Here is a 17,222-nt window from a genome sequence, read left to right on the forward strand (position 1 = left end):
AAATCAAAATAAATCATAACAAATAGATAAAGCACACTTCATTTTTTTGAAGTGTGCTTTGTTTTCGTATTGTTTAGTTTTGTCTATGACGGCGTTTCGCAATGTAACGGTAAGCAAAGTATACTAACGCAATTGCGATAATAGCATACATGATATATGAGTATGTATGCATTACATTTAAAATATCGTGCCAGTTATCGCTTAACGATTTACCTAAATAGATTAAACCGAAGTTCCAAATTGTTGTGCCGACTAATGACAATGTCGCAAATGTGACGATATTCATTTTATTGACACCTGCAGGAATAGTGATCAATACACGTAAGACTGGAACGAATCGACAGATAAAGACTGCGATTGCACCGTATTTTTTAAACCAATTGTTGGCACGTTCAACGTCTTTACCTTTAAGTTTAATCCATTTACCGTATTTGTCTACGAAGCGGTAAAGTTTCTGTTCGTTAACTAAGCTACAGATGTAATACAGAATCAATAGCCCCATAAATGAAGCGACTGTTGCGATAATCAATAGCAGCCAAATAGAAATATGTGATTTTGCGGCTAATACACCTGCGAAAGTCAGCACAATTTCTGAAGGCACGAAAGGCAGGATATTCTCAGCAAGAATTAAAATAAAAATTGCGAGATACCCCCAACGCGAAATAAAGTCAGTCAGTATTTGTTCCATGGTAATGCGATGACTCCTTTTTATGTACAAGTTTTATAATGTTTTAATTTTATTTAAAGAACACCTGTGGTTTTGTGTCCAAGCTATATTGTACTAAAAATAGAATCAAATGACATCTATTTATATATCCAGCATAAGCATGTCCAAATTTAAAAATCGTAAAAGTCAGGCGTAGTCATGGTTTGTTCGAGGTGTTTTGTAAATAACGAAATAATATTGTGTCATTCATAGTGTTCAAATTTCTGTAAAAAAGTTATTGTGAACGGTTTCAAATAGTGGTAATATTTACTAGAACAACTTAGGTCATATGATGACCTAATGTATTTTGAACACAGAAAGTTGGGATATCTATGAGTGAAAGAAAGAGTAACGTACGATGGTTCTTCGCATTTGCGTTCTTTATTATTGGGGTTATTGCGTATATGGACAGATCTAACATCTCCTTAATTGCGGCACCAATGATGGAAGATTTACATATGACGAAGGCTCAGTTTGGTTTATTAGCAACATTCTTCTCAGCGGGCTATGCGATGATGCAAGTCCCATCCGGTATTCTTGCGGAAAAATTCGGACCGCGAAAAATGTTGACGATTGCGTTGATTTGGTGGAGTGCATTTACGATTTTAACTGGTTTAGTTAAGAACCACGGTTTATTATATACTGTGCGTTTCTTATTCGGTGTAGGGGAAGCGCCGATGTATCCATCGAACGCAGTATTCAACTCATATTGGTTTACTAAAAATGAAAAAGGGCGTGCATCTAGTGCGTTACTTGCAGGGTCATATTTCGGTCCGGTTATCGCACCGATCGTGACAGTATGGATTGTAAGTTTATTTAACTGGCAAGCCGTATTCTATATCTTCGGGGCAGTTGGTTTTGTGATTGCGTTATTGTGGGTGATTATCGCAAAAGACTTACCTGAACAACATAAAATGGTTAACAATGCTGAAAAACGTTATATCATTCAAGGTCGTGACGTGGTTGATGCAGGTGAAAAACAATCTGCACCATGGAGCGCATTCTTTAAACATTTCAGTTTCTATGCGATTGCAGTTCAATATTTCGTAGTACAATTTATTGTTGGTTTATTCTTAATTTGGTTACCGACTTACGTAATGGAACAATATCATGTTAAATATACAGCATTAGGCTTATTGGCAGGGGTGCCATGGCTTGCGATGTTTATTTGTATCATGATTGCTGGTGCAATTTCAGATAGAATTTTACAAGCTGGCAAATCACGTTTTGTCGCTCGTGGTTCAATTGCGATTGTAGGTATGGTTGTCTTTAGTATTGGTTTATTATTCGCAATCCGCAGTGAAGTATTAGAAGTGAATATCGCTTGGTTAGCAGTATGCTTAAGCGGTATGGGTGTCACTACTGGTATGAGCTGGGCAGCAGCTGCTGACATCGGACGTAACTTCTCTGGTACAGTTTCAGGTTGGATGAACTTATGGGGTAACGTCGGTGCGATGTTAAGTCCATTAATCGCTGGTATTTTAGCTGATTTGATCGGTTGGACTTGGACATTACAATCATTAATTATTTTGGTTGCGATAGCTATATTAATGTGGTTCTTCGTTAAACCAGATAGTCCGCTTGTAGTCAATCGTTCTAAAATGTAAGCACAAGTATAAAATAAGATAGTAAATACAGGTCATGTTACGATGAATGAGAGAAAGGGTCTTATCAAGCGTAGCATGACCTTTTAATTTTATTATGGTTCGTTGAATTATTTTAGGGGAAAGAAAGTACTGGTAAAATATAGAAATTGGAGAGGGAAAATATGATTACAGTAATTGTTAAAACAAAAGTCAACGATATGAATTATGATAAATATACACAATTAATGGGACAATTAGTCGCAGCATCACAAGCTGAAGCATCAAATATCAGCTATGAACATTATGAAAATGCGAATATCCCAAATGCCTTTGCGATTATTGAACAATGGAGTTGTGAAGAAGGCTTTGAAAATCATAAGAAATCTGATCATTTCCAAGTGTATTGGCAAGAAATCGTACAACTTTGTCTAGATGAGCCAGAAATTATTGTCTTTGATAACCAAGAAACACTCACAGAAAATTAAGCAACAAATAAGGCAGGGCATGACTTTAGTGCTATAATAGGACATAAATAGACAAAGACATAAAGATGTCTGTCATGTCAAATCAGTAAGGAGAATGAAGAGTATGATTTACCAACATGGAACTTTGGCGACGTTAATGGCTGGAATGCTTCAAGGCACAGTATCTGTAGATGAGATGCTTGAACAAGGAGATATGGGCATCGGTACATTGACAGGTTGCGACGGTGAAGTCATTTTTATTAACGGTAACGCTTATCACGCAGATGAATACGGCGGTTTCAGACACTTAGACGGTCATGAGATGTTGCCGTTTGCGACCATTACGAAATTTGACCCTACACAGGCATTTGAAGTGTTGAATGTTACAACTCAAGATGAATTGTACGATCAAATTATGGAACGCATGAAGAGCCGCAACTTATTCTCAGCAATCCGTATCACAGGCAGTTTCAATCATGTCCATGTACGTATGATGCCGAAACAAGAGCCGCCATATACGCGATTAATGGAATCAGTGAATCGCCAACCAGAACACCATTATGATTATTTAAATGGTACAATTGTCGGTTTCTTCACACCTGAACTGTTCCACGGTGTTGGTTCAGCAGGTTTCCATTTACATTTCGTGGACCAAGACCGTACAGTAGGCGGCCATATTTTAGGCTTTGAATTAGAACGAGGCAGTGTAGAAATTTCTGATGCAGAAACGTTCGAGCAACACTTCCCAACTAAAGATGAAGCATTCTTAGAAGCAGATATTGATTACGAAAATATCGATGAAGAAATCAGAATGGCAGAATAAGCGAAACAACATCCTAACGTCAGGATATAATACGCGGGTATTATGTTCTGACGTTTTTTATTTTCATATAGGACATAACCATCTGATAAGTTAAAAGATAGATGACTTTAATATTTGAGAGGAGAAATCGTATGGCGCACTATATCAAGTCGCTATTTAAATTTAATAAACACAATGTGAATTACAGTAAAGGAATAAGACAAGGCTTATTGATGCTGACACCGTTACTGTTAGGATATTTGTTAGGTTACTTCCAATTTGGTTTATTAATAGCGACAGGGACATTGGCTAATATTTATGTCTTTGGCGGATCTGATAAATCTAAATTACGTATTTTATGGTGGTGTGCTGTCGGGTTTGCGTTATGTATTACATTTGGAACACTGACAGTTGCAACACCGTTGCTGTTTGGAATATTGTTGCTGCTTGTTACTGTTGTAGCATACTACATATTCAGTGCTTTAGAAATTCCTGGTCCTTCAGCAACTTTCTTCATTGTAACGTTTGCGTTACCGATTAACATGCCGATTGCGCCGGAACAAGCATTGACACGTGGCGTTTTTGTATTTATCGGCGGTATCTTTGCGTTAGTAGTTGTAGCAATACTGTTAAAATTACAAGAGAAAAATACACAAGAGCGTGCCATTGAAGCGGAGTATCAAAGCTTATTAAAACTTGTTAAAGAATACGCAGACAGTGAGAAATTCAAGAAAAATACTGAGCAGTTGGTCAATCAGTTTAAATCTACAGATAAACAGCTGATTACTTCTTTTACTTCTAATAAGAAACAATCTGAACAATTACATCGTTTATATTTACTGCATAATAACGCAGAAGGTATCTTTGCTGAATTGTTAGAGTTGAAGACTAAAGAAGTCGAAACATTACCAGATGTTTTAATTGAAATGATGCAGTATATTGAACGAAGTGTTTCTTCAAGGTTAGAAGAACAAGAAATCATGCAGTGGAGAGAAAAAATAGAGCTGCCGGTTAGCTTTCAACGTTTAGAAAAACAGATTTATCGTACAGATGAAATCTTACATAGTCCGACAGGTCAAATTGAATACGAAGCGAATCTAAGACAGCCATTATACGGACAACAGTTAAAATATAACTTAACATTAGATTCACTCGTATTAATGAATACTTTACGTTACAGCATGATTATGGGTGCCGCTATCTTTATCGCGTTGATGTTTGATTTTGATAAAGCGTATTGGATTCCATTGACGGCACATACGATACTGATTGGAACGAATACGATTCATAGTATGGAACGTGCCGTTGCCAGAACAATTGGTACGTTTATCGGGGTCCTCTTATTGACCGTTATTTTATCCCTTCACCCGCATATGATTGTTAGTATTATTGTACTTGCGTTAAGTGCGACGATTACTGAAGTTATTATCGGTGCGAATTATGCGATAGCGATGATTTTCATTACAACGCAAGTCATTATGTTGAACGGCCTTGCATCAGGCAAGTTATCTATTTTAATTGCTTTACCAAGGGTTGTAGATGTAGTCATCGGTGTGATTATCGCAGTCATCGGTCTCTTAATACTAGGCAGAAAAAATGCATCGCAAACATTACCAGATGCGATTGCTGAAGTGGTTCGTTATGAAATGTCTTTCTTCTATTATGTCTTCTCAAGAAATGAACATTTAGCAAAACAAGCACCGAAGTTCAATGAATTAAAATTACGTATCAAACTAAGCAATATGAATAGTATGTACCAAAACGCACATGGTGAGTTATTTGCGGATAGTACAAAAATCAGTGCGTATTATCCAATTATCTTTGCGTTAGAAGAAATCAGCTTTATGTTATCAAGAGCGCAAAACAATCCAAAACCGCAAACGATTGATGATGTCGTTATGGGTCAGTATTTAATTGCGTTTGAAGGTATCGCGACGCACTTTGAACAACATGTACCGCTTTATCAAGGCACAGGCTTACCTTCTTTACCGCAATATACGAATATTCGCACTGCGCTGTTGAATATCCAACAATATGCACGTTTAAGAAATTCAGACAAGATTGGAGATCCTCAATAAGTGGTATAGCAATATTAAGTGATATTGAAGAGGAGGGCGTTATATGCCTTGGACATTAGATGACTATCCAAATACTTGGAAGAACTTAGATAAGTTAGAACGCAAGAAAGCGATTGATATCGGTAATGCGATGTTAAAAGATGGTTATGACGAAGGTACATTGATTCCGATTGCGACAAAACAAGCTGAAGAATGGTATAAAAATGCTTCGAAAGAAGAACTTGATGAGTTGAAAAATAAAAATATTACAAGTCATCAAAAAGATAAAGACGCGCGTCCGGAATTAAATGAAAATGATGTCGAAGTCTATAAAGAAGATAACGAGTGGAAAGTCAGAACGCATGGTGCGAAACAAGCTGCAGATAGTTATGATAAGAAAGAAGAAGCGGTTAAACGTGCCAATGAAATCGCAGATAACCGTGGCACAAAAGTACATGTGAAATCTTAAATTAAGTGCACGATAATGATTATTTAAAACAGGACTTGGGTATTTTAAAAGTACCGATTCACAGTATGCAATATAATAAGAAACTGAGCGCGTTGCATAGTGAATCAAGGGAGCAACAGATACGTTATTATAGAAGAAAGCCTCTTAACAAATTGCGTTAAGAGGCTTTCGTTTGTCTAATATACTGTTGTTTATGCTTGTGTGATTTGCCATCCATAAGGTTCTGGTAGTTGAGACCAATCTTGATCGTATTCTTCTGTTGTTAGTAAGCATTCATCTAATGATTTTGTTAATGCTTCTTGGTCTAAGTCTGTACCGATAATCACAAATTGTGTATGGCGGTCGCCAAACTCAGGATCCCAGTTTTCACGCACATCTTCACGTTCATGCAAGATTTCACGTTGTTGTGCTTCGGACATTGCCGCAACCCAGAATGTAACAGGGTGGATAGAGACTGAAGAACCTGCTTGTGACATTAAGCACGCCACATGATTATATTGTGCTAACCAAACAATACCCTTAGCACGTACAATTGTATTCGGCATATTTTCTAACCACTTATGGAAACGTTCTGCGTGGAATGGCATACGACGTTCGTATACAAATGAAGAAATACCGTATTCTTCTGTTTCTGGTGTATGTGTCGCATGGCCGCCTTCTGTTAATTCTTGAAGCCAGCCTGCAGAGTTTGATGCAGCTTCAAAGTCGAATAAGCCAGTGTTTAACACGTCGCTGAGTTCAACTACTGAGTTTTGTGTACGGATAAATTTCGCAGTTGGTTGTAATTTGCGTAAAATACCTTCTAGTTTGTTTAATTCTTCTTCTGAAACTAAGTCTGTTTTGTTTAAGACTAAGACGTCACAGAATTCGACTTGGTCGATTAATAAGTCAGCGATAGTACGTTCATCTTCTTCACTTGTACCTTGATCGCGGTCAACTAATAAATCTTCTGATTTGATGTCGTTGATGAAGCGGTTCGCATCAACAACAGTAACCATTGTGTCTAAACGGCAGATGCTTGTTAAATCGATACCAAGTTCTTCATCGATATATGAGAATGTTTGTGCGACAGGTACAGGTTCAGAAATTCCTGTTGATTCAATCACGATTTGATCAATGCCGCCACGTTTAACAATATTTTCAACTTCTTTTAATAAGTCTTCACGTAATGTACAGCAGATACAACCGTTAGAAAGTTCTACTAATTTTTCATCAGTACGTGAAATGCCCCCGCCTTCAATTACTAAGTCTTTATCAATATTCACTTCACTCATGTCATTAACAATGACCGCAATGCGTAAGCCTTCTCTATTTTGTAAGATATGGTTTAATAAAGTTGTTTTACCTGAACCAAGGTACCCACTCAGTACCGTTACTGGTATTTTAGCCATAAATAAATCCTCCTATTTATATATACACGCGTTTAATCGTAATTATTACGATTTATATTGTATAGAAAAAAAGAACGGTGCGCAAGGTGATGAACCTAAACTATGAATGTTTAAAAATAAAGAATTGTCTATTAAATATGCAGAGACTCGTTTTGTATCTTTTGAAAATTTATGCGCAAATATTCGTTTGTGAATTACAAATAATTAATTTTAACTACAAACTTCGTTATAATAAAGATGTCTGAAGAACGGGGGATTATTATGTATGTAGAGAGAAGAGAAACACTTAACCTTAATGCGCTTAAGGAAGATTTAAAACGTAATATCACAAAGTTTCAAGAACAAAATTATCGAATTGAAGAACTCGTGGACTTTGTGAGCTTACATCATTTGTATGCATCAGCGTTAGAAGAAGTCAGTACGAAGTTGAGTATTTTAGATAATGACTTCCAAATCTTATATGAACATAATCCAATTCATCATATGGAACGACGTGTTAAAGAAATCAGCAGTTTAGTACGTAAGCTGGAAACAAGGGGATTGCCAGTAACGACTGACTCTGCACGTCAAAATATTACAGATATCGCTGGAATTCGTGTGGTATGTAATTATTTGGAAGATATTGAAGTCGTAGCTTCTTTATTATTAAGACAAGCTGATGTTAAATTATTAAAACGTAAAGATTATATAGAAAATCCTAAAGAGAATGGCTATCGCAGTTTACATCTTGTAGTATCAATACCGGTGTTCTTAACAGATACGGTTGAGTATGTACCAGTCGAAATTCAAATCCGTACGATTGGTATGGATATGTGGGCCAGCCTTGAACATAAATTACGTTATAAAAATGCGACAAATACAGAAGTTTATAAAGATACATTAAAAGAATGTGCTAAAGAGATCGAAACAGTAGAGTATAAGTTGCAGAAAATGCATGGAGACATTTTAAAACAAGTCAGCCATGAAGATTAATCGGAAAGAAGTTGAGTCTATGAAGATTCAACTTCTTTTTTTATGAAAAAATCAATGTAATGTACACAGAGGTACTCAGATGGTTGGTAAATTAGTTATTTGGTATATTTAACCGAAAAAATCCAAAAAAACTTAAAAAACTTTGAAAAATGCATATTTAGTACTTGATTTATGCATAAATATGCGTTATAATTACATATGTAAGGTTGATAGAGGCGATAACTAAAGGAATTAAGTTATTTGACTTTAATTGACCAAATAATAATTATACAAATTTTAACTTGAAAACAAGACATGAAATTGCAAGGACACAATAGATAATGTAGAAGTAGAGAAATAAAAAGAACATGTAATATTAAAGTGTTTTGAATCTTTGACAAGGTGGGTATATTTGAAATGTAAGAAGTAGTTTATCTTGTCAACTAATTGAATATCCGAATTTAAAGCACCTATCTGTTAATAATATGACACGCACAGCGAAAAAGTATTGTGTACTTGCCACAGGAAATAACATAAATGGAAGTGTAAAACAGTTATTTTAAGTCAGACAGAGATTCTTAAAATAATGGATTTTTACCAATTAACGGAGGTTATGAATATATGAATAACGGATTTTTCGGAAATGAATTTGACTCAATTTTTAGAAGAATGATGCAAGATATGCAAAACGCAGATGGAAATAAAAAATATTATATTAATGGTCGTGAAGTATCACCTGAACAATTACAAGCATTACAACAACATCAAGGTGGTCACCCTTCACAACAAGTACAAAGTGCACAACCAGGACAAGCTGGCGGTGGACAAGGCGGCGAAGACTACTTAGAAAAAGTAGGCCGTAACTTAACTGAAGAAGCAAGACAAGGCTTATTAGATCCAGTAATCGGACGTGACAAAGAAGTTCAAGATACTGCAGAAGTATTAAGCCGTCGTAATAAAAACAACCCAATCTTAGTCGGTGAAGCTGGTGTAGGTAAATCAGCAATCGTTGAAGGATTGGCACAAGCAATTGTGAAAGGTAATGTACCAGCAGCAATTAAAGATAAAGAAATCATCTCAGTAAACATTTCTTCATTAGAAGCAGGTACTCAATACCGTGGTGCTTTCGAAGAAAACATCCAACAATTGCTAGACAGCGTTAAAGAAAGAAAAAATGTCATCTTATTCTTTGACGAAATTCACCAAATTATCGGATCAGGTTCTACTGGCGGAGATTCAGGCAGCAAAGGCTTATCTGATATTATCAAACCAGCATTGAGCCGTGGTGAAATTTCAGTTATCGGTGCAACTACTCAAGACGAATATAGAAACAACATCTTGAAAGACCCAGCTTTAGCACGTCGTTTCAACGAAGTAGTCGTTAAAGAACCATCAGCACAAGATACAATCAAAATCTTAGAAGGTGTTCGTGAAAAATTCGAAGAACACCACAATGTAACATTACCTGATGATGTATTGAAAGCTTGTGTAGACCTATCTATCCAATACGTGCCACAACGTTTATTACCAGATAAAGCATTAGATATCTTAGATATCACAGCTGCACATTTAGCTGCACAAAATCCTGTAGTAGACAAAGTGGAAGTTGAAAAAGAAATTAAAGAATTAGAAGATAAAAAATCTAAAGCAGTCAGCGAAGAAGCTTATTCTGATGCAGACAAATATCAAAAAGAAATCAAAGAATTACAAGACAGACTTGAATCAGGTCATGGTGAAGGTTCAACAGCAACTGTTCAAGATGTAGCAGACACTGTAGAACGTATGACTGGTATTCCGGTATCACAAATGGACGACAATGATATTGCTCGTTTGAAAAACATTTCTAAACGACTAAAAAGCAAAATCATTGGTCAAGATAAAGCAGTAGATATGGTAGCTCGTGCCATCCGTCGTAACCGTGCAGGTTTCGATGAAGGTAACAGACCAATCGGCAGCTTCTTATTCGTAGGTCCTACTGGTGTAGGTAAAACTGAATTAGCAAAACAATTATCAATCGACTTATTCGGTAATAAAGAAGCGCTTATTAAATTAGACATGAGTGAATACATGGACCGTACAGCTGTATCTAAATTGATTGGTACATCTGCTGGTTATGTAGGTTATGATGATAACTCTAATACTTTAACTGAAAAAGTTAGACGTAACCCTTACTCAGTCATCTTATTCGATGAAATCGAAAAAGCGAACCCACAAATCTTAACTTTATTACTACAAGTGATGGATGACGGTAACTTAACAGACGGTCAAGGTAATGTCGTGAACTTCAAAAATACAATCATCATCTGTACTTCAAACGCAGGTTTCGGTGATGAAGATGAAAAAGATCGCGAAGCATTAATGGACGACCTTAAAAAATTCTTCCGTCCAGAATTCCTTAACCGCTTCAACGGTATCGTAGAATTCGTTCATTTAGACAAAGATGCATTACAAGATATCATCAACTTATTATTAGATGATGTTGCTGATACACTTGATAAAAAAGGTATCTCACTTGAAGTAAGCCAAGATGCTAAAGATTGGTTAATTGATCAAGGTTACGATGCAGAACTTGGTGCACGTCCATTACGTCGTGTGGTTGAAAGAGAAATTCGTGATCGTATCACAGACTACTACCTAGAACACACAGATGTGAAAGACATCGAAGTAACACTTGATGGCGATGACATCTTAATCAACGGTGAAAAAGTAGATTCTCTATAATCCACCACGATTGAATAATTGAATCACATTTAAATTTCACGCTCTCATCTATAGAAATATGGATGAGGGCTTTTTTATTACTTTTTTGTAAGCGATTGCAATCTTCGAAACTTTGTATTAATATACTTGTATACAAGTATGTAGAACGAAAAGAGGTGCGTGATGGAAAAACAATATCCGAAACAATGGTTAGCGAATATGACAACAGGGGAAACAGTTGCGGCTGAGTTACGTTTGAAGATTATCAATGGTGAATTGACATCAGACGATGCCTTGACTGAAAATCAAGTCGCTAAACAATTCAATGTCAGTCGTTCTCCTGTGCGTGATGCGTTTAAATTATTGAAACAAGATCAATTGATTCGTTTAGAACGTATGGGGGCAGATGTCTTAACGTTTGGAGAAGCTGAACGTCGTGAAGTGTATGATTTACGCATTATGATGGAATCTTTTGCGTTTGCGCGTATTAAAGATGAAGAACGTGCAGCGTTAGCTAAAACTATGCGGAAGCATTTAGAGATGATGAAAGTAGCGGTACAGTTTGAAGATGCAGAATCTTTTACTGAACATGATATTTTGTTCCATGAAGTGTTAATTCATGCGACGAAGCACAGTTATTTACTCAGCAGCTGGAATAATATTAAACCTATTTTATTGTGTTTAATATTGTTATCGATGCGAGATAGAATGCAGATGGACCCTGATGATTTTGAAAGAATTCATGCCAACCACGAAGTATACGCACAAGCCGTTGAACATAACGATACGACATTATTACGCGATGCATTCCATCGTAATTTTGATGATGTCGGAGATTATATCAGCGCATTATTTTTAGAGAAGAAATAAGGAGGTCAAACCATGCAGTATATGATTGGAGTCGATATTGGCACAACGAGTACGAAAGCTGTTCTTTATGATGAAAATGGTCAATATTTGTTAAAACATAATATTAGTTACGACATGCAGACGCCAGATGTCGATACCTCTGAAGAAAATCCAGATGAAATCTTTGATGCCGTTTTAATGACGATTAAAGCAGTCATACGAGAAGGCAAAGTAGGACCAGATGATGTGAAGTTAATCGCATTCAGTGCACAAATGCATAGCTTAATTGCGATGGGCAACGAACAAAAACCATTAACACAAAGTATTACTTGGGCTGATAATCGCGCAAGTCGTCATGCTGAAGAAATTCGTCAACAACATCACGGACACGAAATCTATAAACGTACAGGGACACCGATTCATCCAATGTCGCCGTTATCTAAAATCTATTGGTTGAAAGATGAGCATCCAGAGATTTATCAACAAGCGACAAAATATATTGATATTAAAAGTTATGTCTTATACCAACTTTATGGACGCTATGTGATGGACCATTCTATCGCTTCAGCAACAGGTATGATGGACCTTGAAACATTGACATGGGATAAACCAGCATTAGATTTGCTTGGGATTACACCAGAACAATTACCAGAACTTGTGCCGACAACATATATCTTAAAAGGAATGAAACAACGCTATGCGACACTATTAGGTCTAAACAAAGAAACACCTGTAGTTATCGGCGCAAGTGATGGCGTATTGTCAAACTTAGGTGTGAATAGTTTCAAGAAAGGCGAAGTAGCGGTTACTATCGGTACATCAGGTGCGATTCGTACTGTGATTGATCATCCAAGAACAGATGAGAAAGAACGTATTTTCTGTTATGTCTTAGATGAAGGACAGTATGTGATTGGCGGTCCAGTAAATAATGGCGGTATTATTTTACGTTGGTTGCGTGATGAATTGCTTGCGAGTGAGGTAGAAACAGCGAAACGTCTTGGTGTCGATCCTTATGATGTTTTGACAAAAATCGCAAGCCGTGTAGAACCAGGTGCGAAAGGTCTGATTTTCCATCCTTATCTTGCAGGTGAACGTGCACCTTTATGGAATGCGGATGCAAGAGGTTCGTACTTTGGTTTAACGTTATCACACCAAAAAGAACATATGATTCGTGCAGCGCTTGAAGGTATTTTATACAATCTGTATACCGTTTATCTTGCGTTAATTGAGATGATGGGTGAAACACCAACGGCCATTAAGGCAACAGGTGGTTTTGCGAAAAGTGAAATGTGGCGCCAAATGATGTCGGATATTTTTGACACGGATTTAATTGTACCTGAAAGTTATGAGAGCTCTTCTCTTGGTGCGTGTGTTCTAGGACTGAAAGCATTAGGAGAAATTGAAGACTTTTCAATTATCGAAGACATGGTCGGAACAACACATGCACATCAACCGAACCAAGAAGCGGTAGAGATTTATCAGCAATTGATTAGTATTTATATTGATTTGAGTCGTAGTTTGGCTCCGCAATATCGTAAGATCGCAGATTTCCAAAGAAAACATTTATAAAAACAAAAAGCCATGAGCCACTGAGAAAAAGCAGTTGAAGTGTCTACCCATAATTATTAAGCACTTCAGCTTTTTCTTTGACTACTGATGTAAACGCTGTCAGTAAAGGTGCTCATAAGGAAAGCGAGGAAAAGTTATGTTTACAGAAATTTGGCCGTTAATCACGGTGGTCATTGGTATTTTAATTTTATTAGCACTCATTATTGTATTGAAGTTGAACACATTCATTTCCTTAATTATTACATCAATGGTCACTGCGTTGATGTTAGGTATGCCGTTAGATAAAGTCGTTGAAACCGTCGAAAAAGGGATGGGCAGCACGCTTGGACATATCGCAATTATCTTCGGTTTAGGTGCAATCTTAGGTAAGTTGCTCTCTGATGGTGGCGGTGCAACACGTATCGCAGATACCTTAATTGATAAATTTGGAGAGAAACATGTCCAATGGGCAATGGTTGTCGCTGCCTTTGTGATCGGGATTGCGTTGTTCTTCGAAGTTGGACTTGTACTATTAGTTCCTTTAGTCTTTACTCTAGCAAAACGTACGAAAGTATCTCCACTTAAAATAGGATTGCCGATGATTACTGCGTTATCTGTAACGCATGGCTTCTTGCCACCGCATCCTGGCCCAGTCGTTATCGCAAAAGAATTACATGCTTCATTAGGTGAAGTATTATTATATGGTTTCATTATCGCGATTCCAGTTACGATTATTGCAGGTCCGGTATTCGGTAAAATTGCACAAAAATTAACACCGACTGCTTATACAAGAGAAGGTGACATTTCATCATTAGGTGCACAAAAAGAATTTAAAGACTCAGAGATGCCGGGCTTTGGTATCAGTGTGTTAACTGCGACACTTCCTGTTATTTTGATGTTAATTGCTACAGTTGTTCAATTGATTACAGGGAATGTAGACAATTCTAAAAATGCATTTATCGGTATTATCAACTTTATCGGTACAGCTGATACAGCGATGTTGATCGCGGTACTCTTTGCGATGGTTACAATGGGTATCCGACAAGGCCGCAACAACAAAGCGATTATGCAGTCTGTAACAGATGCGATTTATCCAATCGGTATGATGATCTTGATTATCGGTGGCGGCGGTACATTTAAACAAGTACTGATTGATGGCGGTGTCGGTGATACAATTGCGAAGATGTTCGAAGGTTCAACGATGTCTCCGATTTTACTAGCATGGATTGTTGCGGCAGTTCTACGTCTTGCGTTAGGTTCTGCGACAGTTGCGGCAATTTCAACAACAGGTATTGTATTACCGTTGCTTCAAGCCAGTGATGTCAATGTCGCATTAGTTGTGCTTGCCATTGGTGCCGGCAGTGTAATTTTATCACACGTTAACGATGCAGGATTCTGGATGTTTAAAGAGTACTTCGGTTTAACAATTAAAGAAACATTCTTAACTTGGTCATTACTTGAAACAATTATTTCTGTTTCAGGACTTATCTTTATTTTATTCTTAAGTTTATTTGTATAGATTTAGAACGCACGTGTCTTTCATTAGATGCGTGCTTTTTTGTTATAGTAAAGATGAAGAGGTGAAGACTATGACACGCATTGTGATAATAGAAGATATTTCGCTTACCGCAAAATACATATTAGAGACTTTGAATCCGGGACACTATGAAATTGTTGTTGTATATGATTCAAATCGAGAACCTGATCAATACCCAGGTATAATTTATCAACCAATGAATTATTTAGACTTAGCGCATTGGCAGAAATACATAGAAAAAGAAGATATCGTGCTGATGAATGCATTGCCTGAAATGTTTGGAGATGGTGTGTGGCATGGTAAGCCTCATGTCCTACGTCAATTAATTAAAGATTATGTATGTGCGGCTGGACCATTTGAAGTGATTGAGTATCATGACATCATCGCATATCAAAAAGTGAAGACGAAACAAGCTGCGTCACTTCAACAAATGTCGGTATCTCAAGACTATACAGCTCATCAAAGTATTATTGCTTATGCGCATTACTTAAAGAAAATGTCTTTGGGTCTTATTCAAGTGAAAGGACAACCTGAACGCTTTGATATTCACTTACTCAATATGAAACGTCCTTTGATTGCGATGAAGCAAGTGCCATTAACGCATGGTGTCAAACTTACGCTTCAAGCAAACAGCTTGTTGTATCAACCTAAAAGTAACGCCTCAGCTTTTTATTTTATTCAAAAGCAACAATCGCTATATACCTGTTTAACGCATTTTACGCCGCGTTTACCTTGGCGCATTTATCAATCTACACAAGCAGTGATACATGAATGGGTGATGCGAGGATTTCGCAGTTATTTAAGACGCTTAAATCAGGGTAACGAGAAGTGAAACAAACATAAAACAAACAATCACATTTAGAAAGGAAGAGGAACATGGAACGTCGCTTATTTGAGTTGTTGAAATGGTTAGTGGAACATCCTACAGAAAGTCCGCCAGCACGTAATACAGACCCGTTGCAAATAGAAATACAAAATTACTTAGAAGGATTAGGCTTTGAAGTCAAACGTGAACCTTTATATGAGAATGACAGTATAGTGGTTGGTGTATTAGCGGGTGAAAATAAGGATGCACCGAAGTTGATATTAAACGGTCATGTAGATGTCGCAAATGTAGAAGATCCTAAACATTGGCAATATCCGCCATTTAAATTAACTGAAGTAGATGATGCAGTGTATGGTCGAGGTGTCAGTGATATGAAAGGCGGCATGGCTTCGCTATTTTATGTTTTAGAACAACTGCATGCACAAGGATTAAAACCAGAAGGTGACATCATTGTACAATCAGTTGTGGGAGAAGAAGTCGGAGAAGCAGGTACTAAGACGGCATGTGAATTAAGTCCTAAAGCTGACTTGGCATTAGTATTAGATACAAGTGATGCACAAGCGTTAGGGCAAGGTGGCGTGATTACCGGCTGGATTACAATTCAAAGTAAAACGACAATTCATGATGGTGCACGCAGCCAAATGGTACATGCAGGCGGTGGCCTACATGGAGCGAGTGCGATTGAAAAGATGGCTAAAATCATTACAGCGTTAAAAGAGCTAGAACAACATTGGGCAGTTATGAAATATTATCCAGATATGCCTGCAGGTGCTAATACGATTAATCCAGCGGTTATTGAAGGCGGTCGAAATCCTGCCTTTATCGCAGATACTTGTCGTTTATGGATCACAGTTCATTTCTTACCAGATGAAGATTATCATGAAGTGATTAAAGAAATTGAAGCGTATTTAAATCGTGTGGCTGAAGCGGATGTCTGGTTAAAAGATAATCCACTTCAATTTGAATGGGGCGGTACTTCTATGATTGAAGACCAAGGTGAAATCTTCCCAAGCTTCACACTGCCAGTAGAACATGAAGGTTTCAAAACCTTAGCAAAAGCCCATGAAACCATTCATCACACACCGCTTGAGACAGGTATGTCCACAACAGTGACAGATGGTGGTTGGCTAGATGATTACGGTATTCCGACGATATTGTATGGCCCGGGATTATTAACAGAAGCACATAGTGTGGATGAGAAAATCAATAAACAAGATTTAACGGAGTATAGTGCGGTATTATTGGAATTCTTAAAAGATTGGTATCAACATCCTCAGTCAGCATCAACCATGAAAAAGCAGTAGGCAGAAGAAAATGGAAAATAGAAATGAATAAA

General features: G+C 37.2%; 13 protein-coding genes and 1 pseudogene. 12 read left to right on the forward strand and 2 right to left on the reverse strand.

Going from position 1 to position 17,222, the window contains the following annotated elements; genetic code table 11:
* Positions 1 to 73: 73 nt before the first annotated feature.
* Positions 74 to 688, reverse strand: a complete 615-nt coding sequence (uptA, locus tag KRR19_RS01765; RefSeq protein WP_002479799.1) for an undecaprenyl phosphate transporter UptA — start codon at positions 686 to 688, stop codon at positions 74 to 76.
* Positions 689 to 1,038: 350 nt separating this feature from the next.
* Between uptA and KRR19_RS01770 the strand changes: the two genes are divergently transcribed.
* From KRR19_RS01770 to KRR19_RS01790, 5 genes are all read left to right on the forward strand, one after another.
* On the forward strand, positions 1,039 to 2,313 hold the full coding sequence (locus KRR19_RS01770; RefSeq protein WP_002479798.1) for a pyruvate MFS transporter: 1,275 nt from the start codon (positions 1,039 to 1,041) through the stop codon (positions 2,311 to 2,313).
* A gap of 161 nt (positions 2,314 to 2,474) precedes the next feature.
* Entirely contained in the window at positions 2,475 to 2,777 is a 303-nt protein-coding gene (locus KRR19_RS01775; protein ID WP_002479797.1) for a putative quinol monooxygenase, read from the forward strand.
* A 94-nt stretch (positions 2,778 to 2,871) separates the two neighbouring features.
* Complete coding sequence (budA, locus tag KRR19_RS01780; RefSeq protein WP_031262481.1) at positions 2,872 to 3,579, forward strand: acetolactate decarboxylase; 708 nt, start codon at positions 2,872 to 2,874, stop codon at positions 3,577 to 3,579.
* 131 nt (positions 3,580 to 3,710) lie between these two features.
* Positions 3,711 to 5,636 carry an FUSC family protein gene (locus KRR19_RS01785; protein WP_156666699.1) on the forward strand — a complete coding sequence of 642 codons (1,926 nt, stop codon included), beginning with the start codon at positions 3,711 to 3,713 and terminating at the stop codon, positions 5,634 to 5,636.
* A gap of 43 nt (positions 5,637 to 5,679) precedes the next feature.
* Positions 5,680 to 6,084 carry a DUF2188 domain-containing protein gene (locus tag KRR19_RS01790; RefSeq protein WP_002479794.1) on the forward strand — a complete coding sequence of 135 codons (405 nt, stop codon included), beginning with the start codon at positions 5,680 to 5,682 and terminating at the stop codon, positions 6,082 to 6,084.
* A 191-nt stretch (positions 6,085 to 6,275) separates the two neighbouring features.
* On the opposite strand, the gene KRR19_RS01795 is transcribed toward KRR19_RS01790, so the two are convergent.
* Positions 6,276 to 7,475, reverse strand: a complete 1,200-nt coding sequence (locus tag KRR19_RS01795; RefSeq protein ID WP_002479793.1) for a GTP-binding protein — start codon at positions 7,473 to 7,475, stop codon at positions 6,276 to 6,278.
* A gap of 261 nt (positions 7,476 to 7,736) precedes the next feature.
* Between KRR19_RS01795 and KRR19_RS01800 the strand changes: the two genes are divergently transcribed.
* The 7 genes and pseudogenes from KRR19_RS01800 to KRR19_RS01830 all read left to right on the forward strand — a co-directional run.
* A complete protein-coding gene (locus tag KRR19_RS01800; RefSeq protein ID WP_002479792.1) occupies positions 7,737 to 8,447 on the forward strand; it encodes a GTP pyrophosphokinase in 711 nt (236 codons plus the stop codon).
* Positions 8,448 to 9,047: 600 nt separating this feature from the next.
* Positions 9,048 to 11,147, forward strand: a complete 2,100-nt coding sequence (locus tag KRR19_RS01805) for an AAA family ATPase (protein ID WP_002479791.1) — start codon at positions 9,048 to 9,050, stop codon at positions 11,145 to 11,147.
* A gap of 162 nt (positions 11,148 to 11,309) precedes the next feature.
* Entirely contained in the window at positions 11,310 to 11,996 is a 687-nt protein-coding gene (locus KRR19_RS01810; protein ID WP_156666752.1) for a GntR family transcriptional regulator, read from the forward strand.
* A 12-nt stretch (positions 11,997 to 12,008) separates the two neighbouring features.
* Positions 12,009 to 13,544 (forward strand): gluconokinase, encoded by a 1,536-nt coding sequence (gene gntK, locus KRR19_RS01815; protein ID WP_156666753.1) that lies wholly within the window; start codon positions 12,009 to 12,011, stop codon positions 13,542 to 13,544.
* A gap of 136 nt (positions 13,545 to 13,680) precedes the next feature.
* Positions 13,681 to 15,042, forward strand: a complete 1,362-nt coding sequence (locus tag KRR19_RS01820) for a gluconate:H+ symporter (protein WP_002479788.1) — start codon at positions 13,681 to 13,683, stop codon at positions 15,040 to 15,042.
* 70 nt (positions 15,043 to 15,112) lie between these two features.
* Positions 15,113 to 15,892 carry a hypothetical protein gene (locus KRR19_RS01825; RefSeq protein ID WP_156666754.1) on the forward strand — a complete coding sequence of 260 codons (780 nt, stop codon included), beginning with the start codon at positions 15,113 to 15,115 and terminating at the stop codon, positions 15,890 to 15,892.
* Between the two features lie 41 nt (positions 15,893 to 15,933).
* Positions 15,934 to 17,190: pseudogene (locus KRR19_RS01830) on the forward strand (acetylornithine deacetylase); the annotation flags it as partial.
* Positions 17,191 to 17,222: the final 32 nt, after the last annotated feature.

This window comes from Staphylococcus sp. CWZ226, from assembly GCF_018986355.1.
GTDB lineage: Bacteria > Bacillota > Bacilli > Staphylococcales > Staphylococcaceae > Staphylococcus > Staphylococcus simulans.